Annotated in this window: 24 protein-coding genes; 12 read left to right on the forward strand and 12 right to left on the reverse strand. The window is 72.3% G+C overall.

Annotated elements, in window-relative coordinates; translation table 11 throughout:
- The 3 genes from ABD211_RS15960 to ABD211_RS15970 form a co-directional block, all read right to left on the reverse strand.
- On the reverse strand, positions 1-296 hold a 296-nt coding region (locus tag ABD211_RS15960), incomplete at its 3' end, for a sigma-70 factor domain-containing protein (RefSeq protein WP_344131813.1).
- A gap of 202 nt (positions 297-498) precedes the next feature.
- Positions 499-921 carry a D-aminoacyl-tRNA deacylase gene (gene dtd, locus ABD211_RS15965; protein WP_344131702.1) on the reverse strand — a complete coding sequence of 141 codons (423 nt, stop codon included), beginning with the start codon at positions 919-921 and terminating at the stop codon, positions 499-501.
- Between the two features lie 224 nt (positions 922-1,145).
- Positions 1,146-1,457, reverse strand: coding sequence for a hypothetical protein (locus tag ABD211_RS15970; protein ID WP_344131705.1), 312 nt, complete (start codon positions 1,455-1,457; stop codon positions 1,146-1,148).
- A gap of 436 nt (positions 1,458-1,893) precedes the next feature.
- On the opposite strand from ABD211_RS15970, the gene ABD211_RS15975 reads away from it, so the two are divergent.
- Positions 1,894-2,385 (forward strand): hypothetical protein, encoded by a 492-nt coding sequence (locus ABD211_RS15975; protein WP_344131708.1) that lies wholly within the window; start codon positions 1,894-1,896, stop codon positions 2,383-2,385.
- A gap of 60 nt (positions 2,386-2,445) precedes the next feature.
- The gene (locus ABD211_RS15980; RefSeq protein ID WP_344131711.1) at positions 2,446-3,123 is read left to right on the forward strand and encodes a hypothetical protein; all 678 of its coding nucleotides are present in this window, start codon (positions 2,446-2,448) and stop codon (positions 3,121-3,123) included.
- An 82-nt stretch (positions 3,124-3,205) separates the two neighbouring features.
- Here the strand turns inward: ABD211_RS15980 and ABD211_RS15985 are convergent, their stop codons facing one another.
- The 4 genes from ABD211_RS15985 to ABD211_RS16000 all read right to left on the reverse strand — a co-directional run bounded on the left by ABD211_RS15985 (position 3,206) and on the right by ABD211_RS16000 (position 9,494).
- Entirely contained in the window at positions 3,206-4,717 is a 1,512-nt protein-coding gene (locus ABD211_RS15985) for a DUF7782 domain-containing protein (RefSeq protein ID WP_344131714.1), read from the reverse strand.
- 49 nt (positions 4,718-4,766) lie between these two features.
- Positions 4,767-6,776, reverse strand: a complete 2,010-nt coding sequence (locus ABD211_RS15990; protein WP_344131717.1) for a prolyl oligopeptidase family serine peptidase — start codon at positions 6,774-6,776, stop codon at positions 4,767-4,769.
- Complete coding sequence (locus ABD211_RS15995) at positions 6,777-8,591, reverse strand: substrate-binding domain-containing protein (RefSeq protein ID WP_344131719.1); 1,815 nt, start codon at positions 8,589-8,591, stop codon at positions 6,777-6,779.
- Between the two features lie 660 nt (positions 8,592-9,251).
- Entirely contained in the window at positions 9,252-9,494 is a 243-nt protein-coding gene (locus ABD211_RS16000) for a hypothetical protein (protein WP_344131722.1), read from the reverse strand.
- Positions 9,495-9,659: 165 nt separating this feature from the next.
- Here ABD211_RS16000 and ABD211_RS16005 point away from each other — a divergent pair, with 165 nt between their 5' ends.
- The 4 genes from ABD211_RS16005 to ABD211_RS16020 are packed head-to-tail and all read left to right on the forward strand — an operon-like array spanning position 9,660 to position 12,822.
- Positions 9,660-10,019 (forward strand): YciI family protein, encoded by a 360-nt coding sequence (locus ABD211_RS16005; RefSeq protein ID WP_344131725.1) that lies wholly within the window; start codon positions 9,660-9,662, stop codon positions 10,017-10,019.
- A 3-nt stretch (positions 10,020-10,022) separates the two neighbouring features.
- Positions 10,023-11,252: an RNA polymerase sigma factor gene (locus ABD211_RS16010; RefSeq protein WP_344131728.1), complete on the forward strand. Its 1,230-nt coding sequence runs from the start codon at positions 10,023-10,025 to the stop codon at positions 11,250-11,252.
- 24 nt (positions 11,253-11,276) lie between these two features.
- A complete protein-coding gene (locus ABD211_RS16015) occupies positions 11,277-12,287 on the forward strand; it encodes an ABC transporter substrate-binding protein (protein ID WP_344131731.1) in 1,011 nt (336 codons plus the stop codon).
- The gene (locus tag ABD211_RS16020; RefSeq protein WP_344131734.1) at positions 12,280-12,822 is read left to right on the forward strand and encodes a hypothetical protein; all 543 of its coding nucleotides are present in this window, start codon (positions 12,280-12,282) and stop codon (positions 12,820-12,822) included. Before ABD211_RS16015 ends, ABD211_RS16020 begins: the two co-directional genes overlap by 8 nt.
- On the opposite strand, the gene ABD211_RS16025 is transcribed toward ABD211_RS16020, so the two are convergent.
- A complete protein-coding gene (locus tag ABD211_RS16025) occupies positions 12,806-13,576 on the reverse strand; it encodes a PIG-L deacetylase family protein (protein ID WP_344131736.1) in 771 nt (256 codons plus the stop codon). The genes ABD211_RS16020 and ABD211_RS16025 overlap by 17 nt on opposite strands.
- A 45-nt stretch (positions 13,577-13,621) precedes the next feature.
- Between ABD211_RS16025 and ABD211_RS16030 the strand changes: the two genes are divergently transcribed.
- Positions 13,622-14,125, forward strand: a complete 504-nt coding sequence (locus tag ABD211_RS16030; protein ID WP_344131739.1) for a GyrI-like domain-containing protein — start codon at positions 13,622-13,624, stop codon at positions 14,123-14,125.
- A 196-nt stretch (positions 14,126-14,321) separates the two neighbouring features.
- Here ABD211_RS16030 and ABD211_RS16035 read toward each other — a convergent pair whose 3' ends face one another.
- Entirely contained in the window at positions 14,322-14,966 is a 645-nt protein-coding gene (locus ABD211_RS16035; RefSeq protein ID WP_344131742.1) for a GNAT family N-acetyltransferase, read from the reverse strand.
- 71 nt (positions 14,967-15,037) lie between these two features.
- Between ABD211_RS16035 and ABD211_RS16040 the strand changes: the two genes are divergently transcribed.
- Positions 15,038-15,565, forward strand: a complete 528-nt coding sequence (locus ABD211_RS16040; protein ID WP_344131745.1) for a GNAT family N-acetyltransferase — start codon at positions 15,038-15,040, stop codon at positions 15,563-15,565.
- A 72-nt stretch (positions 15,566-15,637) separates the two neighbouring features.
- Here the strand turns inward: ABD211_RS16040 and hrpB are convergent, their stop codons facing one another.
- A complete protein-coding gene (gene hrpB / locus ABD211_RS16045) occupies positions 15,638-18,025 on the reverse strand; it encodes an ATP-dependent helicase HrpB (RefSeq protein ID WP_344131748.1) in 2,388 nt (795 codons plus the stop codon).
- 121 nt (positions 18,026-18,146) lie between these two features.
- Between hrpB and ABD211_RS16050 the strand changes: the two genes are divergently transcribed.
- Positions 18,147-18,374, forward strand: a complete 228-nt coding sequence (locus tag ABD211_RS16050) for a hypothetical protein (RefSeq protein ID WP_344131751.1) — start codon at positions 18,147-18,149, stop codon at positions 18,372-18,374.
- 4 nt (positions 18,375-18,378) lie between these two features.
- On the opposite strand, the gene ABD211_RS16055 is transcribed toward ABD211_RS16050, so the two are convergent.
- Both ABD211_RS16055 and ABD211_RS16060 read right to left on the reverse strand, forming a co-directional pair.
- Positions 18,379-19,197: a DUF4253 domain-containing protein gene (locus tag ABD211_RS16055; protein WP_344131754.1), complete on the reverse strand. Its 819-nt coding sequence runs from the start codon at positions 19,195-19,197 to the stop codon at positions 18,379-18,381.
- 84 nt (positions 19,198-19,281) lie between these two features.
- Positions 19,282-19,749 (reverse strand): SRPBCC family protein, encoded by a 468-nt coding sequence (locus tag ABD211_RS16060; protein WP_344131757.1) that lies wholly within the window; start codon positions 19,747-19,749, stop codon positions 19,282-19,284.
- 44 nt (positions 19,750-19,793) lie between these two features.
- Between ABD211_RS16060 and ABD211_RS16065 the strand changes: the two genes are divergently transcribed.
- From ABD211_RS16065 to ABD211_RS16075, 3 genes are all read left to right on the forward strand, one after another.
- Positions 19,794-20,339: a DinB family protein gene (locus ABD211_RS16065; RefSeq protein ID WP_344131760.1), complete on the forward strand. Its 546-nt coding sequence runs from the start codon at positions 19,794-19,796 to the stop codon at positions 20,337-20,339.
- Positions 20,340-20,357: 18 nt separating this feature from the next.
- The gene (locus ABD211_RS16070) at positions 20,358-21,074 is read left to right on the forward strand and encodes an MgtC/SapB family protein (RefSeq protein WP_344131763.1); all 717 of its coding nucleotides are present in this window, start codon (positions 20,358-20,360) and stop codon (positions 21,072-21,074) included.
- 101 nt (positions 21,075-21,175) lie between these two features.
- A complete protein-coding gene (locus ABD211_RS16075; RefSeq protein ID WP_344131766.1) occupies positions 21,176-23,512 on the forward strand; it encodes a carboxypeptidase regulatory-like domain-containing protein in 2,337 nt (778 codons plus the stop codon).
- Positions 23,513-23,602: the final 90 nt, after the last annotated feature.

Here is a 23,602-nt window from a genome sequence, read left to right on the forward strand (position 1 = left end):
ACGAGGCGCAGGTTGGCCTCCAGCAGGTGGTTCTTGGCGGCCCGGCCCTCGCGCACGATGGTGCGCAGGTCGGCCGCGAGGCGCGGGTCGAGCTCGGTGCCGTCGTTCAGGCGCTCCTCGGCGAACAGCCCGGCCTCGATGCGCTTGGCGAGGTCCACCTCCTGCTCGGCGGTGAGCAGCTTGGTGCGACCGATGCCGTTGAGGTAGGCCCGCACGAGGTCCGCCGAAACGCCACGGTCGTCGTCGAGGTCGAGCACCGCCTCACCGCCATCCGTGAAGTCGGCGTCCTGCGGCAGGGTCGCCTGCTCGGCAGGCTCGGTGAGCGTGGTGTTCACGGCGGGTCGCCTCCCCGAATCGATGCGCGCGGTGATGGTCACGGATGAGACTCTGCACGATCGGGCGTGAAGTCGCGGTGAGGTAGCGACACCTCCAGGGACCAATGGGGGACAACCCCGAGAAGAAAAGACCGCATTTGTACGGGCTTGTGGCGGCCCTTCCTCAGCACTCCAGCAGAACTGTCCGCGGCCCGACATTCACACTCTCGACGAGCATGTGGGCCCGGAAGCGCCCTGTTGCGACCTGCGCACCACGCGCGCGCAGCTCGTCGACCAGCGCCGAGACCAGCGGCTCGGCGATCTCGGGTGGCGCGGCCGCGCTCCACGACGGCCGCCGGCCCTTGCGCGTGTCCGCGTACAGCGTGAACTGGCTTACGACCAGCACCTCGGCGCCCGTCGTGGCCACCGACTGCTCGTCGTCCAGAATGCGCAGTTCGTGGACCTTGCGCGCGAGCGTCGCGGCCGTCGACGCGGTGTCGGTGTGCGTCACCCCGACGAGGACCAGCAGGCCCTCGCCGATCTTCCCGACGACCTCGTCGTCGACTGTCACCGAAGCCCGGCTCACCGTCTGCACCAGCGCGCGCACGTGTGCCAGCCTACGACCGCCCCGCCAGTCGTCCCCTCACATGACCACGAGCCCCGCCATCAAGGTGGCCGGCGTCCGCCCGGCGGAGCGCGTCGCGATCTTCGGCGTGGCGGGCCTGGGCCCACCTCGCCCTGCGGTACGTGGCCCTGGCCGCCTGGTCATAGTTCTGTCGGCGTGTGGGTGGTTCCGCGTCCGGACCGGACGCGGAACCACCCACTACCGGGTTACCGGTACTGGATCCACGTGCTGATGGAGACGGTGCCCAAGGGGCAGTCACTCCAGCTGTAGTGGTTCGGGTACTCCCACGTGCCGTAGGCGAAGTACGAGGCGATCGGGAATACCCGCTGGCAGTAGGTCACTGCGCGGAACTGTCCCGTGCCACCCGTGCAGTGCGCCCAGCCGCCCCAGGCGTCGGTGTTCCAGTTGCAGCCTGTGGGGGTCGCCGAGGCGGGCGAGGCCGCGACTCCGATGGCGGCGACCGCGAGAACAACAGGTGTGACGATGCGCATGGTTACGCGCCCGAGCCTGCTCCGCATGCGTGTTCCCTCCCGTGAGATATGCCATCGACTGACGTCTATGTAAATCCGGCGGACTCCCTCGATGTCGAGGGCCGGCAACACGCTATAGCGGAATGAGGGCGGCGTTGTTGATGATGCGTGCCAGGTAAGCGGCATTCCGCGCCAGGTATGGCGTGAGTGCCTCGGGCCTGCGCGCGCTGGCGAAGGATTAGCCGTGAGAAGAACTCACGCTGAACATACGGTGTAAACGTCGGTCGTAGGTCCATCCGGGCATGCGGGGATGGCCGGGCCTCAGTCACCATCGGTGCGTGACTCGTGGTCCACTTGCGACGGTCGAGGTTCCCGCCGACGAGAGGGACGGACGGCCCGAACCGACAGCCGTTGACGACACGGCGCGGTCCCCGGCCGCGCCGCGTCGTACCTCGCGGCGCTGGTGGGATGTGCGGCCCGCTCTGTGGTCGCCCTGGAGAACCCGTTGTTCAGCCATGCCGTCAACGCGCCCGACGGCGTCAACATGATGGCCAACACGACGGTGCTCGGACTGGGCATTCCGCTCACGCCGGTCACCCTCCTTCTCGGGCCGCTCGTCACGTACCGGGTGCTGGCCGTGCTCGCGCTGGCCGGCACCGCCTGGGCGTGGTACTTCGGGTTGTTGGCCCGCACCTTCCTGGCGGGATCCGCCATCGCCGTGGGCGTTTCGGTGGCTTTGCTCGCCTATCCCCTGTGGTTCCATTTCCTCGGCCCGCAGCACTACCGGGGACTGCCCTTCAGTCCCGATCCGTACTACACGGACCTCGCCGCCGTTGCGGCGTACGCACGGGAGTCGTGGTTCGGCAACCCGGTGGACGCCGCCGCGCTCGCCCACAACGCCGCCGAGGAGAACACCTTCTACGGCTGGCCGGTCCAGGACGTACTGGTCTGGTTGCCGACCGGCGGTATCTCCTAGCCGGTTCCGTTCTCTGTTCCCTGTCCGGTCCCGTTCATGGACAAGGAAACGAGAGGAATCATGACTGAACCCAACAACCCGGTCGTGGAGAGGGCCCTCACGGCCTTCAACCTCCTCCGGGAAAGCCAGAGCAAGCCGGCTCTCACCGCGCCACAGATGTTGGCCCGGCTAGGCGGAGACAGCGGTGTGGTCATCGAGGAGTTCGAAGAACTCTATGGACAGGAGGCGGAAGACATCAACGAGGGGTACGGCCCGTTCACCTGGCGGTTCCTGAACGTAGAAACCAGCCGGTATGGCTGGATCTATGTCATCAGCCTCACCGGCAAGCTCAGGCTCGCGCTCGACTACCACCCGCAGAACCGCCCGGCTGGCGCCGGTCACAAGGACCTCGCGGGGAACGGGAAGGTGCTGGCGGCCGGTGAAATCCTTCTCAATGACCAGGGCGACATCGTCTGGATAGACAACCAGTCGGGTCACTTCGAGCCCAGGGGTGAGTCCCCGATGCAGGTGGTGCGGGCGACCTTCGAGCGTAAGGGCTGGCTCGGCATCCAGGCGGTCTATCACGAGATCACTCCCGGAGCGATGTGCCCGACCTGCAACGAGATCCATGCGGCTGGCAGAGACAGTCTTCCGGACCGCGCAGCGAAGAGCCGACTCGCGAGGCAGCTCGGCCGCTCCGTGCCCAAACCGGCAGGAGCCACGTCCTATCCGGCAGCTGACAACGAAGACAGCGAATAACCGGCGTGGGGGCGAGAGAAGGCAACCCTTCTCTCGCCCCCACCGGACCGGGAAGGGACGGGATGTCGCCATCCGCGGGCGACTAACGCCCCGCGGGGACCAACAGGCCGCGCTCGACGAGGTGGGCGACGATGGGCACGGCCATCGCCGCGAGCACCGGCTCCGGCGTCTCGTACGCGGCTGCGAGGACGGCGAGCTGGTCGCGCAGCGGCACCCGCCCGTCGGCGCCGGAGACCAGCGCGAGCACCAGCGGGTCCACCTCCTCCGCCCAGCGCAGGCCGGTCGACATCGTCAGCACCTGCCGTTCGACGTCCCAGTCGGCGCCGTCGAACCCGGCCTCCTGGGTCAGCCGCAGGCCGTCGGCCCGGCGCAGGGGGGCGTCCAGGAGCGCCGGGCCGGGGTGCGCGGCGAGCCAGTCCTGCCGGTCGAACCATTCCGCGACGTGCGGGCCGAACGGCGGCGGGACGCTATGCCGCAGGTCCTCCAGGCGTACCACCGGGGTGGGATGAGGCGAGCGGCGGAGGGTGACCAGGCCGAAGCCGACCGCCTCCACCTTCTCGGCCGCGAACCAGTCCAGCCACGCCTCGGCCCGGCGCGGGTCGAATGCCTCGGCCGCGTCGCGCAGCCACAGGTTCACGTACTCCACGGGGTCGGAGACCTCGCGCTGGATCACCCACGCGTCGCAGCCGGTGCCCGCGAACCAGCCCGCGACCCGGTCGTGCCAGTCCTCGCCGGTGACGTGCAGCCAGTTCGCCAGGAACTGCAGCGTGCCGCCCTCGGTGAGCAGGTCGCCGGCGGCGCCGGCCAGCTCGGCGCAGACACGGTCGCCGGCGCGTCCCGAGTCCCGGTACGTGTACCGGGTGGAGCCCGGGCCGACCACGAACGGCGGGTTGCTCACCACCAGGTCGAACCGGCGCCCCGCGACCGGCGCCAGCATGTCCCCGGCGAGCAGCTCCCACTCGACGCCGTTGAGCGCGGCCGTCGTGGCGGCGAAGCGCAGCGCCCGGTCGGACAGGTCGGTCGCGGTGACGCGGGCCGCGTGCCGGGACAGGTGCAGCGCCTGTACGCCGCAGCCGGTGCCGAGGTCGAGCGCGGTGCCCACGGGCCGGCGGACCGTGGCGCCCGCGAGGGTGGTGGCGGCGTTGCCGATGCCGAGCACGTGGTCGGTGCGCAGCGGGCCGGGTCGCGCGTCCGCGTCGAGGTCGGACAGCACCCACCACTCGGCGTCGCCGCTGCCCGTCGCGGCCTCGCCGTAGATGTCGAGATCGACGCCCGCGTGGATGCCGTCGCCGTAGCGCTCGACGAGACCGGCCTCCAGGGCGGCGTCCAGCGGCAGCGGGCCCAGCGCGGCGGCCACGGCCGCCTCCGGCTCGGTCTGTCCGGCGATGAACACGCGCACGAGCGTGGCCAGGGGGTCGCCGTCGGTGGTGGCGCGCAGCAGCGCCCGGAAGTCGTTGCGCCGCACCGCCTCCACGGCCGGCGCGCCGATCCGCTCGGCGATGCCGGTGCTGGTGTAGCGGGCCCGGACGAGCGCCTCGCGCAGTCGCGCCAGGTCGTCGGGCGCGAGCAGCGGCGCCGGATGCGTGTCGGTCACACCCCTCATCCTGCCTGCCCACCGGTGGAAAGCTCCGGCGGACCCGCCATCAGGCGGTCAGTCGCCGCCAGAGGAAGGCGAAGACCAGGGCGTTCAGGAAGGCGTGCTGGCTGTTGTCGGCCGCGCCGCCGTGCCCGCCCTCGATGTTCTCGTAGTACGTGACGTCCGCGCCGACCTCGCGCAGCCGGGCGACCAGCTTGCGGGCGTGCGCGGGGTGCACCCGGTCGTCGCGCGTCGAGGTCGTGACGAGCACGGGCGGATAGTCCACCCCGGACCGTACCTGGTGGTACGGCGAGTACTCGCGCAGGTAGGCCCAGTCGGCGGGGTCGTCAGGGTCGCCGTACTCGGCCATCCAGGACGCCCCGGCGAGCAGGAGGTGGTAGCGGCGCATGTCGGTGAGCGGCACCTGGATGACGACCGCGCCGAACAGGTCCGGGTGGCGGGTCAGCATCACCGACGTGAGCAGGCCGCCGTTGCTGCCGCCCTCGATGCCGAGCGTGGCCGGCGTCGCCAGGTCGCGCGCGACCAGGTCGCGCGCGACGGCCGCGAAGTCCTCGAACGCGCGCGGGCGGTTGGCCTTCAGCGCGGCCTGGTGCCACGCCGGGCCGTACTCGCCGCCGCCCCTGATGTTGGCGACCACGTAGCGGCCGCCGTCGGCCAGCCAGCCACGGCCCGTCACACCGCTGTAGTGGGGCGTCAGTGAGATCTCGAAGCCGCCGTACGCGGTGAGCAGCGTCGGCGCCGGCCCGGGACCGGAGTCCACCACGAAGTACGGCACACGGGTGCCGTCGGCGGAGGTCGCGAAGTGCTGCGCGACGGTCATCCCGGACGCGTCGAAGAACGCCGGCTCCTGCTTGAGCCGCTCGGCCGGTCCGGCACCGACGACGCCGTGCCACAGCGTCGTGGGTTGCGTGAAGCCGGTGGTGACCAGCAGGTACCCGTTGTCGACGTCGGGGTCGGTGGCGAACACCTCGACGTGGTTGACCCCCTCGGTCGCGACCGGCTCGGCGCGCCAGCCGGCCTCGGTTGCGGTGTGCGCCTCGAGGCGCGTGCGCACGTCCGTCATCAGCGTGAGCAGCACGTTGTCGCGGGTGCGCGCCATGCCGTGCAGGAACGTGCGCCCGTCCGGGACGACCAGCGCGGTGACCTCCGGCCGGCCGGCGAGCACGCCGGCGAACGGCGCGGCCAGCAGGCTGCCCGCCGGCCAGGTCGCGTCGCCGACCGTCCACGGGGTGCGCGGCCGGATCAGCAGCCACGCGCCGTGCACCTCGAGCCACGCGTCGTCGGGCACGTCGACGTGCCGCGTCGTCCCGTCGTCGCTGAGCACGTACAACCGGCCGTTGTGGATGTCCGTGCGGCGGAGCACGAAGTCCCGCTCGTGGCCGGGCGTGTGGTCGCGCCACGCGCAGACGAGGACGTCCCCGGGGTCGCCCGCGAAGACCTCCGGCGCCCCGGCCAGCGGTGTGCCCCGCCGCCACAACCGGACCGTGCGCGGGTAGCCGGACGTGGTCATCGAGCCGGGGCCGGTGTCCGTCGCGACGTACACCGTGTCGGGGTCGCGCCACGACACGATGCTCTTCGCCTCGGGCAGGACGAAGCCGTCGGTCACGAACGCGCGCTCGACCAGGTCGTACTCCCGGACGACCGCGGCGTCGGCACCGCCGCGGGACAGCGACAGCAGCGCCCGCCGGCAGCCCGGCCGCAGCACCCGGGCGCTCTGCCAGACCCAGTTCTCGTCCTCGTCGGCCGCCAGCCGGTCGAGGTCGAGCAGGACGTCCCAGGCGGGCTCGGCGGTGCGGTAGCTCTCGAGCGTCGTGCGCCGCCACAGCCCGCGCGGGTGCGCCCCGTCCCGCCACAGGTTGTAGAGGTGGCCCTCATACAGCCTGGGCCACGGTATGCGGTCGTCGGCGTCGAGCACGTCGAGCAGGTCGGCCCGCCGCCGGGCAGAGTCCTGCCCGGCGGCGAACGAGGTGAGCGTCTCGGCGTTGCGGTCCCGCACCCACGTCAGGGCGCGGTCGCTGTCGATCTCTTCCAGCCAGTTGTGCGGATCGCCCGTCACTTACTGGGCCCGCAGGGCGATGGCCTGCAGGAAGATGTCGCCGATCTGAGCCGGGTCCTTGGCGATGAAGACGCCGCCACCCGTAACCTTCGTGATCTTTTCCAGTTCCGCCTTGCTCGCGTCCTCGCTGATGCCGATCGCGATGACCTGGATCGGCTTGTTCGGGTCGGCCTCCTTGCGCAGCGTGGTCAGCAGCGTGTCGAGGGAGATGCCGTCCGAGTCCTGGTTCTCGCCGTCGGTCAGGATCACCATGGAGTTGATCCGGCCGGGCGCCCAGCCCTTCTTCACCTCGCGGTAGCCCGCCAGCACCGTGTCGTAGAGGCCGGTGGCGCCGCCCTCCTTCGGCCGGATGCCGCTGAGCGCGGCCAGCAGCTTGTTGCGCTGCGAGGCGATCGGCGCGATGGGCGCGAGCTGCTTGTAGTCCTTGTTGCCGTCGAGGAACGTGGAGAACGTCCACAGGCCCACGGACCAGTCGTCGTCGAACAGCGCCAGGCCGCCCTTGGCCGCCTCGACGGTGACCTGCTCGCGGGTCGCGCCGCCCGCCGTGGGGACCAGCTGGCCCATCGAGCCGGAGACGTCGATGATGGCCAGCATCCGCGACGGTGCGGTCACGGCCGACCAGGTGGTCAGCGACTTGATGATCGAGACCACGTCGGCGGGCTTGTCGGCGGCGATGGAGGCCGGCGCGCCCGTGGGGGCCGAGAAGCCGGCGCCGGTCTTGCCGTCGGAGGCCCGGAGGCCGGCCTTGGCGAGCGCGTTGGCGTACTCGTCGCCGTGCAGGGCGGCGAGCAGGCCGTTCGCGGTGCTCGACTTCTCCGGCGCCATGGTCGGCAGGATCGTGTACGGGTAGTCCAGGCCCAGCGGCGACGGCTCCATGTAGATCGCGGCCAGTCGCACGGGCGGCTCGTTGGCGTTGTAGGACACCACGGCGAACTCGGGCAGCGGGGCGGCGCCGAGCTTGGTGGCCAGCGTGGCCGGGTCGGTGTCCTTCGGGTACTCGGCGAGGAGGTCGGCGGTCAGCGCCGACTTGCCCTTCACCAGCGCCCGCAGCGCCGCCACGGTGTTCTCCTGCGCCTTGGCGCCGGACGCCTGGGCGGCGCCGGCCATGGCGAGCAGGCCGGACAGGCCGGCGGCGTTGCGCGTCGGCTCCACGATGCCCACCCGCATCGGGGTGCCCTGGTTCATCGTCTGGAGCAGCTTCGGCCAGGTGACCTGCTTCTTCGGCCAGCCGAGCGTCGCCGCGAGCGGCTCCGGGACGGCGAGCACGACCGGGCTGCGCCCGACCGAGGTGCCCTTCTCGGGCACGAGCGGCTTGTTGGCCAGCGCGGCGGCCTGGGGGTTGGCCGACGCCGTGGCCTGGCCCGGGGCCGGCGTGACCGTCTCGCCCTTGCCGGCCTTGGCCTTGGCGGCGGCCGCCTGCAGGCGCTGGATCCAGGTCGAGGAGTCGGGGATCCACACGTCGGGAAGCTTCGTCTTGCCGTCGGCCTGGCCGATCTCGCGCATCGGCACACCGTGTGCGGTGGCGATGGCGGCGGCGACGTCCACGGGTTCCGCCGAGACGACGTCGACGGAGACGCACTGGTTGTTCGGGCCGGTGGCGGTCTTCGCCCAGGCCTGCGCGGCCGGCTCGACCGCGGCGGCGATCTCGGGGGCGGCGGCCACGTTCAGTCGCAGCTCGCCCTCGCAGGAGGAGCCTCGGCGCTGAAGGACCACGAGCGTGAGGAAGCCTCCTACGACCGCGATGGTGGTCACGATGCCGAGAACTACCCGGCTGGCGGTGCCGGTGGAATGGGGCCTGCGATGGCGTGCTGTCACGGGAGACATCTTGGGGTAGCCATCCGGCTTACCACCACGGGCCGTTCGGCCGATGTTACGGACATGACACATCCATCCGAATCAAGATAACGCCTGGTCACGGTGTTTGATCGACTAAGTGCTTCCGGATGATCGCGGAGGGTGACGGCCTCTGCCCTCAAGTTTTCCTCAGTTTTCCCCGAGCCCCTTGTGACCTCGCGACGAGGCTGCTCGGGAGGAATCCGTGTTTATTGCCCAGTTGGTCGTGAGCTGCGCAAACGGCGTCGTCAAGCCTTGGTCGTGACCTTCGGGGTTGGGTTGGAGGGTCGCCCTACTATTTTGGAATACCATCCTTTTTGTGGCGCAAAAGGTGGTATAAGGCGACGTACTCGCCTTGCTCTATGCGCTACTCCGTGCCTCATCCGGAACGGCCTGCCAAGATCACCATCGGTGGGCCGGCGGCCCCGGCCCGTGGCCGCCAGCGCCCGCCAGATGCGCCCATGTGGCGGGGCGGAACGACGGGACCTCTCGGGTTGTGCACATCTGGCGGGCGGCGGGCGCTCCGGCCTCGCCACAGGTGGACGGTTGGTGAGGGCGTGCCGGCGGGGTTGCGGCAGTTGGCGCGGGAGGTCGGCGGATTCGCGCCTTCGCGGGCGAGCGGCGGCCGGTGGGGTGAATGCGTCAGGGGGCGGGGGTGACCGTGACCAGGGCGGTCAGGCGGCCGGCCGTCAGGTCGACCTCGATGTCGGTGACCTCGTCGCCGAGGTCGCGGTTGAGCGCCTCGCGCGTGTAGATCACTCGCGCACCTTCGGGGACGTCGGCGGCCGGGAGGATCTCGACCGCGTCGTCGATCAGGGCCAGCACCGGGTGGTCGAGGCCGGACACGGCGAGGGCGCGGACGTCGTTTGAGGTCACGGTGGTCATCGGTGCCTCCTCGGGCGTGCTGCGGTGCGCGGGCGGGACCGCCCGATTTCAGTGTGCGGCGCCGCGAGCGGCCATGACGCCGATATCGGACTCCGATAACAGTGTCGAGAACCGCGCGCCGGCTCCGACCAAGGTGTGTAATCGCTGCGGAGCGAGGAGGGCCCGATGAAGTACATGATCATGATGTTCGGCGATGCCGGGACCATGATGGAGGAGAAGTCGAAGGAGTGGATCACCGAGATGATCCAGTTCATGACCGACCTCGACAAGGAACTCGCCGCCAACGGCGAGTTCGTCTTCGGCGAAGGTCTCGCCGACTCCGTCCAGGCGAAGACCATGACGATGGTCGACGGGACGCCGGTCGTGACGGACGGCCCGTTCGCCGAGTCGAAGGAGTCACTGATCGGCTTCTGGGTTGTCGACGTCGCCGACGAGCAGCGCGTTCTGGAGATCGCGGGACGCATCGTGGCGTACTCCGGAAAGCTTGAGATACGGCCGATCCCCGGCGGACCGCCGGAGCTGTGAGACGTGGAGACCCTCCTGCGCGACCTCGCACCGCAGGTGCTCGGCGCGCTGGTGCGCCGGTACGGCGTCTTCGACGCGTGCGAGGACGCCGTGCAGGAGGCCCTGCTGGCGGCCGCGACGCAGTGGCCCACCGAGGGCGTGCCGGACAACCCGCGCGGCTGGCTGGTGACGGTGGCGGGCCGGCGGCTCGTCGACACGGTGCGCGCGGAGACCGCGCGGGCGCGTCGCGAGGAGACCGCGGCCGCGCTCGACGTGCGCCCACCCGACCCGGTCGCCGACCACGACGACACGCTCACGCTGCTGTTCCTGTGCTGCCACCCGGCGCTCAACCGGCCCGCCCAACTGGCCCTGACCCTGCGTGCCGTCGGCGGCCTGCGCACCGGCGAGATCGCCAGCGCGTTCCTCGTGCCCGAGGCGACGATGGCGCAGCGCATCAGCCGCGCCAAGCAGCGCATCCGGGAGGCGGGCGCGCGCTTCGAGACGCCGCCGCCCGCGGAGCGGGCGGACCGGCTCGCGGTGGTGCGGCAGGTGCTCTACCTCATCTTCAATGAGGGGTACGCCACGACGTCCGGCCCTGAGATCAGCCGCGCCGACCTGACGGCGGAGGCGATCCGGCTCGCCCGGCGCCTGCACCGGATCCTGCCCGACGACGGCGAGGTGACCGGCCTGCTGGCACTCATGCTGCTCACCGACGCGCGCCGGGCCGCCCGCGTCGACGCCGACGGCTGGCTGGTGCCGCTCGCCGAGCAGGACCGCTCGCGATGGGACACCGACCAGATAGCCGAGGGGGTGCGCCTGCTCACCGGCGTACTCGGAAGGGTTTCCGGAGGTCCCTATCAGATCCAGGCGGCCATCGCGGCCGTGCACGACGAGGCGCCCACGGCCGGGGCGACCGACTGGCCGCAGATCCTCGCCCTGTATGAGGTGCTGGAGCGCCTGGCGCCCGGCCCGGTCGTGACGTTGAACCGGGCCGTGGCGCTGGCGATGGTGCGCGGGCCGCGCGTCGGCCTGGCCCTACTCGGCACATTGGACGATGACGAGCGGATGGCGCACACCCACCGGCTGTCGGCGGTACGCGGGCACCTGTTGGAGATGGCTGGGGATCCGGCGGCTGCGCGGCAGTGCTACCGACAGGCGGCGGCGATGACTCAGAACCTGCAGGAGAGCCGCTATCTCGCGGTCAAGGCGGCCGCACTGTCGTCGATGCCCGCCCCGGGCGGCGAGGCGGCGTGACGGCCGGCTGACATACTCGGCGCTGTGTGGACGCGCTATGGGCCGGCCCGGGTGGGGACGCTGGTCGCAACGGTGATGCTGACTCTGCTCGCGGTCGGGTGTGACGGGGATAACCCGCCGTCGTCGACGGCCCGGCAGCCGGGCGGCCCCGGGTACCCCGTCCACATCACGCACGCGCTCGGCACAACCGTCATCCCCGCGCCGCCGCAGCGGATCGTCGCCCTCTCCGACGGCGACCTGGACGCGCTGCTCCTGCTGGGCCTGCAACCCATCGCGGTGGCCGAGTCCTCCGGCCTGACCGGCATCAGCGCCTGGGCGACGCCGCTGCTGACGAGCAACCCCGTGGTGCTGCGCGCCGGCGACAACGGCGTCAGCGCCGAGGACGTCCTGGAACTGCGGCCGGACCTCATCCTGGCCGGCGCGGACGGCACGATCCGCAACCTGTACCCGCGACTCGCCGGCGTCGTGCCCACCACCGCGTACGAGACGGACGAGGCCGAGGACCCGTGGCAGGCGACCGTACGCCAGGTCGCCAAGGCGGTGAACCTCGTCGACAAGGGCGAGGCCGTCATCCGCGACACGCAGGCCAAGATCGACGCCGCGAAGGCCGCGCACCCCGCGTTGGCGCGCAAGCGGTTCGTCCTCGGCCAGATGTGGGACGCCGGCTCCCTCGGCGTGCTCCGCACGCCCGCCGACCAGGGCGTACGACTGCTCACCGAGCTGGGTATGACCCTGGCGCCGGCCGTCGTGAGCCCGAGCGGCGCCAAGACCCCGAGGATCGTCCCGCTGTCGAACCTGAGCCCGCTGACCGAGATCGACGTACTGGCCGTGTACTTCCCGGACGAGACGCTGCGCGCCGTCCTGCAGGGCCGGCGGACGTTCACCAGCCTGGCTGTCGTACAGCGGGGCGGCTACCTGGCGCTGAGCCGCGACCAGTTCCTGACGCTGCGCAGCGTCACCCCGCTGAGCATCGGGTACGCGATCGAGCACCTCGTGCCCGACCTGGCCCGCGCCGCGGCCGGCCGCAATGGCTGACGGCGTCGCCGGCCCGCTGATCCGCTGCCTGGTGGCGGGCGTTGTGGTGGTGGGCGTCGCCGCGTGCACGCCCGGGTCGCGATCGGCTGCCCCGGCCCCGAGCGTCGGCGCGTCGCCCGTACCCGAGGATTGTGCGCGGGTGATCGACGCGGTGGCCGCGCCGCCGGACGATTATCTGGTTATCGGTGGGGACGTCGCCCTGCCGGAGGAGCAGCTGCGGGAGGCGTCCGACCAGGGCGGAGACGACCCGTCGGCGCGGTGGTTCACCAAGTTCGGGCTGTTGGTGCGGGCCGGCGCGGCCGTCGAGGTCGCCGTCGCGCCCCAGTGGGCGGGACGCGCGGCGGTCGACTGGGGACCGGCCGACGGGCCGGTCGCGCGGATCCGGGTGCCGGCCTGCCCGGCGCGCGACCCGGGCCGGCCGTGGCTGGTGTACGCGGGCGGCGTGTGGAGCGGCCGGCCCGCCTGCGTGCCCGTGGTTGTCACGACCGCGAGCACGGAGGCGACCGTGCGGTACGGGCTCAGTCAGCCGTGCTGACCCACGGCGGCGGCCCGGACGGGATCAGCTCGTGCACGTCGAAGAGCACCGCCTGCTCGACGCCCAGGGCGTAGCCGCTGCCCTCGGCGATCCAGGTCAGGAACGGCGCCGGGTCGAACCCGCCGCCGCCCAGGCCGGCCGTGTACTCGGCGTGGGCCGCCAGCGACGCGATGCCCCGCTGCAGCGGCTCGCCGGTCACGTCGACGCCGTGCGTGGGCGTCTCCGCCCCGGCGACGGCGACCAGCCGCACGCCGCCCCACGGCTCGAGCCCTTCCTCCTCCAGCAGCTCCGGGAAGATCCAGCGGTTGCCGGCGTCGCGGGCCGCGTCCAGGGCGGCGAGCCCGACCACCCGGTGGTCGGCCTGGTTGGTCAGGCCGCCGACCATCCGGACCGAGAACGCGCCCGTCACCATGATCTCCGGCCGGTGCCGACGGATCACGCGGGCGATGTCGCGGCGCAACGCCAGCCCGCCCTCGACCATCCCGTCCCGGTGGTCGAGGAACTCGACCACGTCGACGCCGACCTCGGCGGCGCCCGCGCGCTCCTCCGCCTCGCGCACGACGGCGGCCTGCTCGGGGTGCATCCCGTCGATGCCCGCCTCGCCGCGCGTGGCCAGCAGGTACGTGACGGTCCTGCCCTGCGCCGTCCAGCGCGCGACGGCCGAGGCCGCGCCATACTCGATGTCGTCGGGGTGGGCGGCGACCACCAGGCACCGCTCCCAGTTCTCCGGCAGCGCCGGCAGCAGCTCCCTCACCGTTGCGACGCTAGCTCATCGGGGGAGTACGGGTAGGGTCTGATGATGGTCAGTAACTCTGCTGCTCCGTCGGTTGTCACGCGTGCCGCCCAGCCCTATGTGGGGATCCGGTGCGAGGTCACGATGGACACCATCGCCGCGGCCGGCGACCGCCTGCCTGAGGTCTTCGGGTGGCTGGGGGAGCGCGGCATCGCGCCGGCCGACGCGCCCTTCTTCAAGTACGACGTCATCGACATGGCCGCCACGCTGGTCATCGAGGTCGGCGTGCCCGTCGCCGAGCCGGTCGAGGGGGAGGGCGACATCGTCGCGGGGATCCTGCCGGCGGGCCGCTACGCCACCGTCACGCACGTGGGCCACCCCGACGAACTGGCGGGCGTGACCGGCGAGCTGCTCAGCTGGGCGGAGGGTCAGGGCCTGCAGTTCGACTACCGACTCGCGGAGGAGGGCGAGGTGTGGGCCTGCCGGCTCGAGGTCTATCACACCGACCCGACCGTCGAACCCGACATGAACAAGTGGGAGACGACCCTTCTGTTCCGCCTCGCCGACTGACCGGCCCCACGCGCGCGATCTTCGCTCCCGTGCGAGTGCGGACCCCTCCGCGTCACCGGAGCAGGCCGACGTCTGGACCGTAAGGCACTAATTCCGCGCTGGGTTCCAGGCGTAACGGTCCAAACGCCGGCGGGCACGCCGCGCATCGACAGTGGTGGCTGGCCGCCGGCGAACATGACACAGTGGACCGGTGCCGCTAGCTCATGCCCAGTACGGGCAGGCACTCCTCGACGCCGGTCAGCTCGATGTCGTCGCGGCGGATCCGTTCCCACGCGTCGCGGGTGAGCCGCCACTGCTGGATCCGCGCCGGCTCGCCGCGGCGGGTGTCCCAGTCCGTGCCGTTCGGCTCGTAGCCCAGGCCACGGGAGATGCCGTTGGACGCCGCGTTGTCGGCGAAGGCGTCGCTGCCGGCCTCGCGCGCGCCCAGCCCGGCGAAGGCCAGGTGCAGGATCGCCGCCCGCATCTCCTTGCCGAGCCCTTGTCCGCGGCTGCCGGGAGCCAGCCACGAGAAGCTGGACACGGTGCCGAACCGGGTGAAGTTCCGGCCGATGAGGTCCTGCATGCCGACCGGTTCGGCGTCGACGAGCACGGCGAAGTACAGCCGCCACGCGTCCGGGCTCATCCGGCCCCGGCCGGCCCAGATTCCGCGCAGCCACTGCCATTCGCGGTCAGGGCTGTCGGCGTAGAACGAGATCGGGTCGTCGAACGGCCACGGCTCGGCGTCGGCGACCCCGGCCCGCACGAGCGGCACAAGGCGTTCCAGCAGTTCGTCGGACGCACCGGCCAGGGTCAGGCGCGGCGTGCGGACCTCGACGTTCAGCGGGGGATAGGTGTGGGCCACGCCCGGACGGTAGCCAGCCCGCCCGGCCGCCGCATCCGGTTTCCCGGGTGGCCGCCTGTTAGCGTGCGCGGATGGAGGAACTGGGATCCGTGGCGTGGCCGCCCGAGCCGATCAGGACCGAAAGGCTCGTACTGCGTGCGTCCGAGACCCGGGACCGTGCGGCGTTCATCGAACTGCTCGCCTCGCCGCAGGTGCACACGTACCTCGGCGGCCCCCGGCCGCGTGACGAGCTTGAGCGCGAGTTGCCCGAGGCACCGGAGCGGTGGCCCGGCAGCTTCGTCGTCGAACTCGACGGGTCGATGATCGGCCAGGTCCTGCTCCGGAGAGCGACGGGGCACCGTCGCCCGGCTGCCACGGGCAAGGCCGATCTCGGTTACCTGTTCCTGCCGCGGGCGTGGGGATCCGGGTACGCCGCTGAGGCGTGCGCGGCGGCACTCGACTGGCTCGCCGGCGCGCTTCCCGGCGAGCCGGTGGTGCTCACCACCCAGAGCGCCAACGTCGCCTCGATGCGCCTGGCCGCGAAGCTGGGGTTCACGGAGGTGGAGCGGTTCGAGGCCTGGGGCGCCGAACAGTGGCTCGGCATGCGGGCTTCGTCCTGATCGTCGCTTGGTTCGCGGGTTCTGCGGCCACGGTCCGTGCCGGAAGCCGCAGGACCTGCGGGCTACGCGCCGTCAACGGCGGGGGTTTGTCCGGCGGGTCGGGGTCGCCGTTGTCGGGTCCTCCGGCCAGGGGTGGCGTGGGTAGCGGCCGCGCAGCTCCGCGCGCACCCGCGGGTATCCGGTGCGCCAGAAGGACGCCAGGTCGCGGGTGATCGCGACGGGTCGGCCGGCGGGGGACAGCAGGTGCAGCAGGACCGCCACCCGGCCGTCACCGATGCGGGGCGTCTCGAGCCAGCCGAACGCCTCCTGGACCTTTACCGCCAGGACGGGCGCCTGCGGGTCGCTGTAGTCCAACCGGGCCAGCGAGCCGGTCGGCACCGGCAGGCGCTCGGGCGCCAGGTGCTCCAGCCGTTCGGCCGCCGGCCACGGCAGCATGCTCCGCAGCGTCCGCTCCGGGTCCACGTTGGACAGACGGGAGGTGGCGGCCAGGTCGACGTGGGCGATGACGTTCGCGTCGCTCACGTCCGGCCAGGGCGGGCCGAGCGTCCGGTGGCAGAAGTCCATCCGTTGCCGCAGCCGCGTGGCCTCTGCCGTCCAGCGCAGCCCCTGCTTCTCCAGCGCCGACCGCAGCGCCTGCTCGACGAGCTCACGGGGCGGGTCCTTGAGCTCCCGCCGCTTCAGGATGATCGCGCCGAGCTGGTCCCGCCGCTCCGCGCCCTCCGCCGTCACCTCGTCGACGGTGGCCAGCAACGCGGTGCCGGCCTCACGCGCCGTGTCCTCGTCGATCGCGGCGGCGAGCCGGATCCGGGCCGAGACCTCGCCGGGCTGCCGGTCGGCGACCGCGATCGCGAGCCACGGATGCCCGGTCAGCGGCGAACCCTGCGCGAGGGCCGCTTCCGTGCCGCCGGCCATGAGGTAACGGTCGCCGCGGAGCCTGGCCAGCCGCTCCGGGTACGCCAGGCCGACGAGGAGCCCGGCCGCCAGGTCGTCGGGCAGGTTCGTCGGCGCGGTCGCCGAACCCTGCTGGAGCCGCTCGGCCTCCGCGCGCCAGCGGGCGTCGCGGGTGTCGCGCAGGCGCCGCCACGCCGCGGCCAGGTCGTCGCCTGCGGCGAGCGAGTCGTCGGCGAGGATCGCCACTACCTCGGCGGCCGGCCGTCCGCCGACCGACGGCGCGCCGTCGAGCAGCGCCCGGGCGAGCCTGGGGTGCGCGCCCACCCGCGACATGCGGTGCCCGTGGGGTGTCGCCCGGCCCTCGCCGTCGACGGCACCGAGCGCGTGCAGCGTCGTGCGCGCCACCCGCATCGCCGCGTCCGGCGGCTGGTCGGGCAGGGCCAGCCCGGCCCCGTCCGGATGCCCCCAGCAGGCCAGGGCCAGGGCGAAGCCGGTCAGTTCGGCGACGGCGACCGCCGGCTCGGGCTGTGCGGGCAGTCGCTCGTCGTCGTACGCCGACCAGCACCGGTACACCACCCCGGGTGCCTCCCGCCCGGCCCGGCCGGCCCGCTGGACGGTGCTGGCCCTGGCAGCCCGTACGGTGGCCAGCGAGCCCAGGCCGCGGGCGTGGTCGACGCGCGGCACCCGGGCCAGCCCCGAGTCCACCACGACCCGCACCCCCGGCACGGTGAGGCTGCTCTCGGCGACGGCGGAGGCGAGCACGACCCGACGCCCGGGTCGCGGGCGCAGTGCCGCGTCCTGCTCCGCCGCCGGCAGCCGGCCGTGCAGGACGTCGATCGGTTGGTCGGCCAGGCGCCGCTGGACGGACGCGATCTCACCCGCGCCGGGCAGGAACACCAGCACGTCCCCCTCGGTCTCCCGCCACGCCCGGCGCACCACCGCCGCGACGTGGTCGAGGAACGCGGGGTCGACCTTCAGCCCGTGCGGCGGCCGGACCGGTCGCTCCGGCGGGCACCAGAGCACGCGTACGTCGTGCGACGCCCCCGGCGCGGTGACGATCCGCGCGTCGAGCAGTTCCGCGACCCGGCCAGCGTCGGCGGTTGCCGAGGTCGCCAGGAGGCGCAGGTCAGGCCGCAGCGTCTGCCGGCATTCCACCAGGAACGCGAGCGCGAGGTCCGTGTCGAGATGCCGTTCGTGGCACTCATCGATCATGACGGTGCCGACGCCGGCCAGCTCGGGGTCGGCGAGGAGCCGCTGCACGAGCAGTCCCGTGGTGACGACCTCGACCCGCGTGCCGGGTCCCACCCGCCGGTCGCCGCGGACGCTGTACCCGACGGCGCCGCCGACCCGTTCGCCGCGCAGCTCCGCCATCCGCCGGGCCGCCGCCCGCGCCGCGATCCGCCTCGGCTCGGCGACGAGAACCGTGCCGGGTAGACCATCCGCCAGCGCGAGGGGTACGAGCGTCGTCTTCCCCGTCCCCGGCGGCGCCACGAGAACCGCGCTCCCGCCCCGCACGGCCTCGACGACCTCGCCGAGCACCTCCTGTACGGGCAGCCTCTCCACGTGCACAGATGCTACGAGGCGCCGGCGGATGCCGCGTAGCGTGGCTTGCAGGTTCTGCGGCTACCCGTCGCCCGCGAAGCGCAAAACCTGCAAGCCACGCGACCCCGAGGCGTGCGATCATCCGCGTATGCAGCTGCTTGGGGATCGCATCGTGGCGCCGAAGATGCTCATGATCCGGGAGATCATGGTCAACAACAGTTGCCACTTCATCACCCTCGATCAGGCGTTGTTCGTGCGCAAGGGCGAGACGCTGCGGCTGGACGGGCTCCAGCCGGTCGTCGAGCGCCTGGACGGCACCGTCGCCCGGCCCGGTGCCAGCTATTGCACCGTCAAGTGGGCATTCAAGCTGCTGTGACCCCTCAGTCCCACCAGAAGGTCCAGATGGGGGCGCCCAGGAGGGCCTCGGCGTAGTCGGGGAGCGAGCCCGGGCCCTGCTGCCAGATGTTGTCCGGGCAGAACGCCAGGTGCTCGTTGGTGACCTCGCGGGCGTGGGACATGTCGATCGGCGGTGCCGCGATGCTCAGCGTCAGGGTGGCGAACCCGACCGCGATGACCCGGGCGCCGAAGCGGTCCTCCCAGTCGCGGATCACGGCCGAGATCTCGGCGGTGTCCTGCGCGTGGTTGATCGGGCCGGACCAGCCGGCGACGGTGAGCGCGTCGGCGCCCCGTCCGGCGGCGACGAGGCCGAGCCGGTGGGCGGGGCCGGTAAGCGCGGCGGCGATCTCGGCAGCGCGGCCGTCGGGGGGCGTCTCCAGGATGCCGGCGGGGGCGAGGCCCGGCCAGGGCAGGCCGAACGGGTCGGCGCCGTCCGGCCCGCCGGCCAGCTCGGCCGGGTACGCGTCGTCGGAATCATCGTCGTCGGGGGTGTTCATGTCGGTCCACCAGGCCGACAGGACGGCGTCGGCGTCGTGGTCGTCGGGCGAGGTCAGCGGCACGATGTGGACCTCGCCGACGCCCCACGGGCGCTCCGCGTCGCCGTCGAGGCCCGACAGGAGCAGCGGCCACAGGCCCGACCGCTCGTGCGCCTCGTGCAGCCGCTCCCACAGACCCTCGGGCGCGGGGCCGTCGCTCAACCAGTAGGCCGGGTCACCGGGACCGCCCGAAGGCGTCACGAGGCGGCCGGGCGGCAGCACGATGCCGTCCCGAAGGAGCTGATCAAGGCCCTGGGGCAAGGTCATGACGCCGCCCCGCTCCGCGAGGCGTCGCCATGACCACCACTGAGCCGGATGATGCCCTCGCTTCGCTCGGTCATGCGCGACACCCTAGCGGTCACGATCATCGTCGATGGCGGGCCGGTCCAGGGTCTCGCGGACACGCCGCGCGAGGCCCTGGTGAACCGCCTTCGCCGTGCGGAACCCGTACCCGAACAAGGGTTTCGGGGCCGTGAAGGTGATGTCGGCGCCAATGTGGACGGTGCCGTCGCCGGCGTCCGTGACGGTGGTGTGGTTGCGCAGGGTCGTGCGGGGCCACTGGGTGGCCAGGGTGATCACCTCGCGGTCGGTGAGGGAGAGGATGTCCGCGCGGTACGTGGTGCGGAAGGCGAACGGGCCCCAACGCAGGCGGTCGCTGATGGCGAGGCTGCGCACGGCGCCGGGGCCCGGCGGCAGCTCGCGGACGGCCACCAGGTAGGGGTTCAGGCCGCGGTGGCGGTGGAAGTCGGACATGAGGGCCATCGCCTCGGCGGGGGTGCACCGCACGTCGATGCCGTAGCTGAAGCTGCCCGAGCGCACGATCGGGTCCCTTTTTGTCGGGGGGTCCTGGCAGGGTACGAAGTATGAACGAGATCCCCGAGGAGAACTACTCCCCGCTGTGGTCCGACGGCGGCGAGCGCGGCCCGCTCCCGCTGGTCGGCGACGAGCGCGAGATCCTCACGGCCTACCTCGACTGGCACCGGGAGACCGTGGCGCTCAAGTGCGCGGGTCTGCCGGCCGACGCGCTCAACGAGCGGTCGGTGTCGCCGTCGACGTTGTCGTTGCACGGGCTCATCCGCCACCTGACCGGCGTCGAGCAGTGGTGGTTCGAGATCCAGTTCGCTGGTCGCGACGTGCCTATGATCAATTATTCGGACGAGTGGCCCGAGCAGGACTTCGAGGACCTGAGCGGCAGCTTCGAGGACGCGTTGAAGCTCTGGCGCGCCCAGGTCGAGACGTCGCGGCGGATCACCGCGGCGGCGTCGCTGGACGACACCGGCATCAGCAAGCGCACCGGCGAGCCGGTGTCGCTGCGCCGCATCCTGGTCCACACCCTCGCGGAGTACGCGCGCCACGCCGGCCACGCCGACCTGCTGCGCGAGCGCATCGACGGCCGCACCGGCCAGTGACCGCCTAGGCTTGAGGTCGTGACCGTCGCGGCCACGCTGGCGGGGCAGGGGTGGACCCAGCTCGGGGAGCTGGGCCTGGCCCTGCTGCTGTCCGCCGCGATCGGTCTGGAGCGCGAGATGCGCCAGAAGAGCGCCGGCCTGCGCACCACGACCCTCGTCGGGCTCGGCGCCGCGTTGATCATGCTGATCTCGAAGTACGGCTTCGCCGACGTCGTCGGCGAGAACGTCGAGCTCGACCCGTCCCGGATGGCGTCGCTCGTGGTGTCGGGCATCGGGTTCATCGGCGGTGGCCTCATCTTCGTGCGTCGCGACGCCGTGCACGGGCTCACCACCGCAGCGGTCATCTGGGTCACCGCCGCCGTGGGGCTGGCCGCCGGGGCCGGGCTCTGGCTGCTCGCGATCGCCGGCACGGCCGCGCACTTCCTCGTCATCTACGGCCTCACCGGGGTGGCCAACCGGCTGCCCCGGTCGCGGTTCGTGCCGTCGCGGATCCGGCTGACCTACCTCGACGGCCACGGTGTGCTCCGTCGGGCGCTCGCCGAATGCACCCGCCGGGACTTCGTGGTCAGCGAGCTCACGGTCGACCACCACGACCACGAGCGCGAGGCGAGCACGGTCGCGGTCTGGTTCACGGTGCAGGGCACCGGCGACGTCGGCGACCTGAGCGCCGCGCTCGTCGAGGTCGACGGCGTGCTCGGGGTGTCCGCCGACGACGGGAACACGCCGACCGTCTGAGTTCTCAAATCCACTGTCCAACCTTGGGTCGCTGGACATAGAGCCTGTTCTATCGTCTCGGGTGCTCGCGGTTTCGTCCCGTCTCCACCCGTGAGGTCACCATGTCCATCCGTCCCGGACGCGCGCTGTGCGCCGTCATCCTGACCCTTCTCCTCACCGCGGCACTCGGCACCGCCCCGGCGGCGGCCGCTGATGGCGGCGCGATCTCCGGGCAGCTGCTCGACGGCACCGCCCCGGTCGCGGGCGCCACCGTCGCGCTGCTGCACTCCTCGGGCGTCGCCCTGAAGACCGCGCCCACCGACGCCGACGGCCGGTTCCGGCTGGCCGGCATCCTGCCCGGCTCCTACAAGCTCCGCTTCGACCTGCCCTACGGGTTCCTGCAGTTCCATCCCGGCCAGGAGACCGCCGCCACCGCCACGGTCATCACGGTCACGGGCTCCGAGGAACAGACCATCACCGAGTACGCCCGCCCGCACGGCTCGCTGGGCGGCCGGATCACCACGGCGGCCGGCGCCCCGGTCGCGAACGCGTACGTCCAGTTGTTGAGCGCGACCGGGACCCCGGTCGGCACCGTGTACACCGACGCGGCCGGCACCTACCTGTTCCCCTACGTGAAGGCGGGCGACTACAAGCTCGCGGCGGCCGCCGCCCGGTACGGCGCGCCCGTCCAGTACGCCCCCGACAAGGCCACCAGCGGCGCCGCCCCGACGTACGCCGTCACGACCGGCGCGCGCACGACGCTCGACGAGAGCCTGCTGCCGCTCGGGCAGGTGACCGGCAGCTACACCATGGGCGGCCGGAAGCTGGCCAACGTCCGCGTCGAGGCGTTCCCCACCGCCGGCGGCGTGAGCATGATCAACCGAACCGAAGCGGACGGCTCCTTCCGGCTGTGGCTGCGCCCCGGCACGTACCAGCTGCACTTCGACCCCGCCGACGGCGAGGTGGACCAGTGGTGGCGCGGCCGGGACGTCCAGTCCGACGCCGACGTCATCACGGTCGCCGAGGACGCCACGGTCGTGGCCGACGAGACGGCGCTGCCGGAGGGCCGCGCGGTCGGCCGCGTCGTCGCCGCCGACGGCGGGGACCCCGGGTTCCTCACCGTCGAGATGACCGACGTGACGACCGGCCGGACGTACCGGACGAGCACGCCCAGCGGCGGCGAGTGGTCGCTGCGCCTGCACCCCGGCAGGTACCTCGTCAGGTACGAGACGACCGACCAGATCCAGTGGGCGAACGGTAAGACCTCAGCCGAGGGGGCCGAGGTGGTCGTCGTGACCGCCGACACCGACACCACGCTCACGGAGACCCTGCTGCCCTTGAGCACCGTCACCGTGACCGCGACGGACGCCACCAGCGGCGCGCGGGTGACCACGTTCTGCGCCACGCTGCAGGGCAGCGGCCGGTACGAGAACACCTGCACGACCGACGGCGCGGTCGCCTTCCGCACCGGCGAGGGCACCTACACGGTCACCGTGGACGACCAGGTCCACCTGATCAACTCTGTCGCCGACGTGCGCGTCGCGGGTGGGGAGAGCCGGACCGTCAACGTGCCGCTGCGGCGCGCGGGGACGATCGACGTCACGGTCGTCGACGCCCGCACGGGCGCGGCGGTCAGCGGCGTCTGCCTCAACACCGTGCCGGTGGGGCGGCCGCCGTACTTCGCCGAGGGCAACAGCGCCTGCACCGGGTCCGACGGCCGGCTCACGCTGCCCCGGGTGCTACCGGACCGGTACAACCTCTTTGCCGGGGCGTACGACGGGGAGCACGGCTCGCAGTGGGTCGGCGCCGCCGGCGGCGTGGGCAGCCAGGCGGCCGCCCGCGTACTCACCGTGCGCGGCGGGATCACCAGCCGGGTGACCGTGCGGCTCGACGGCGCCGGCACCATCTCCGGCGTGGTCACCGACCGGGCGACCGGCCGGCCGGTGGCCGACGTCACGGTGGAGGCGGGCGGCAAGGGCACCGGCACCGACGCCGACGGGCGGTACACGATCGACGGCCTCGGCCCGTACTCCTGGCCCCTGCTGTTCACCCACGCCGACTACGCGGGCCAGTGGTCGGGCGGCGGCACCAACCGCCTGACCGCGACCGGGATCAGGGTCAAAGTCAACACCATCTCCTCGTACGACGTGAGGCTGCGTACCGGCACGCTCATCGCCGGCACGGCCACCGGGCCGGGCGGCAGGGCGCTGGACTGGGGCTTCATCAAGGCGGTCAACGCCGAGACCTACGACGTGATGGCCTACGTGCAGGTCGGCACCGACGGCCGGTACCGCCTGCGGGCGGCCGGTCCACAACGGATCAAGCTGCTGTTCGACGGCAGCGTCGCGGGGTCGTGGGTGCAGCGCTGGTATCCCACCGCCACCGACTTCCCCAGCGGCCGCACCATCTCCGTACCCACCTCCGGCAGCCTCACCGCCGACTTCACCATCACCCCTTAGTCCACCTGGGGAGGAAGGGGGGACGTCCGGCCCGGGTCACGGGTCGGACGTCGNCGCGTTCCCAGAAAGGTCACCATGTCGATCAGATCG

The sequence above is a fragment of the Luedemannella flava genome, from assembly GCF_039528515.1.
GTDB classification, from domain to species: domain Bacteria; phylum Actinomycetota; class Actinomycetes; order Mycobacteriales; family Micromonosporaceae; genus Luedemannella; species Luedemannella flava.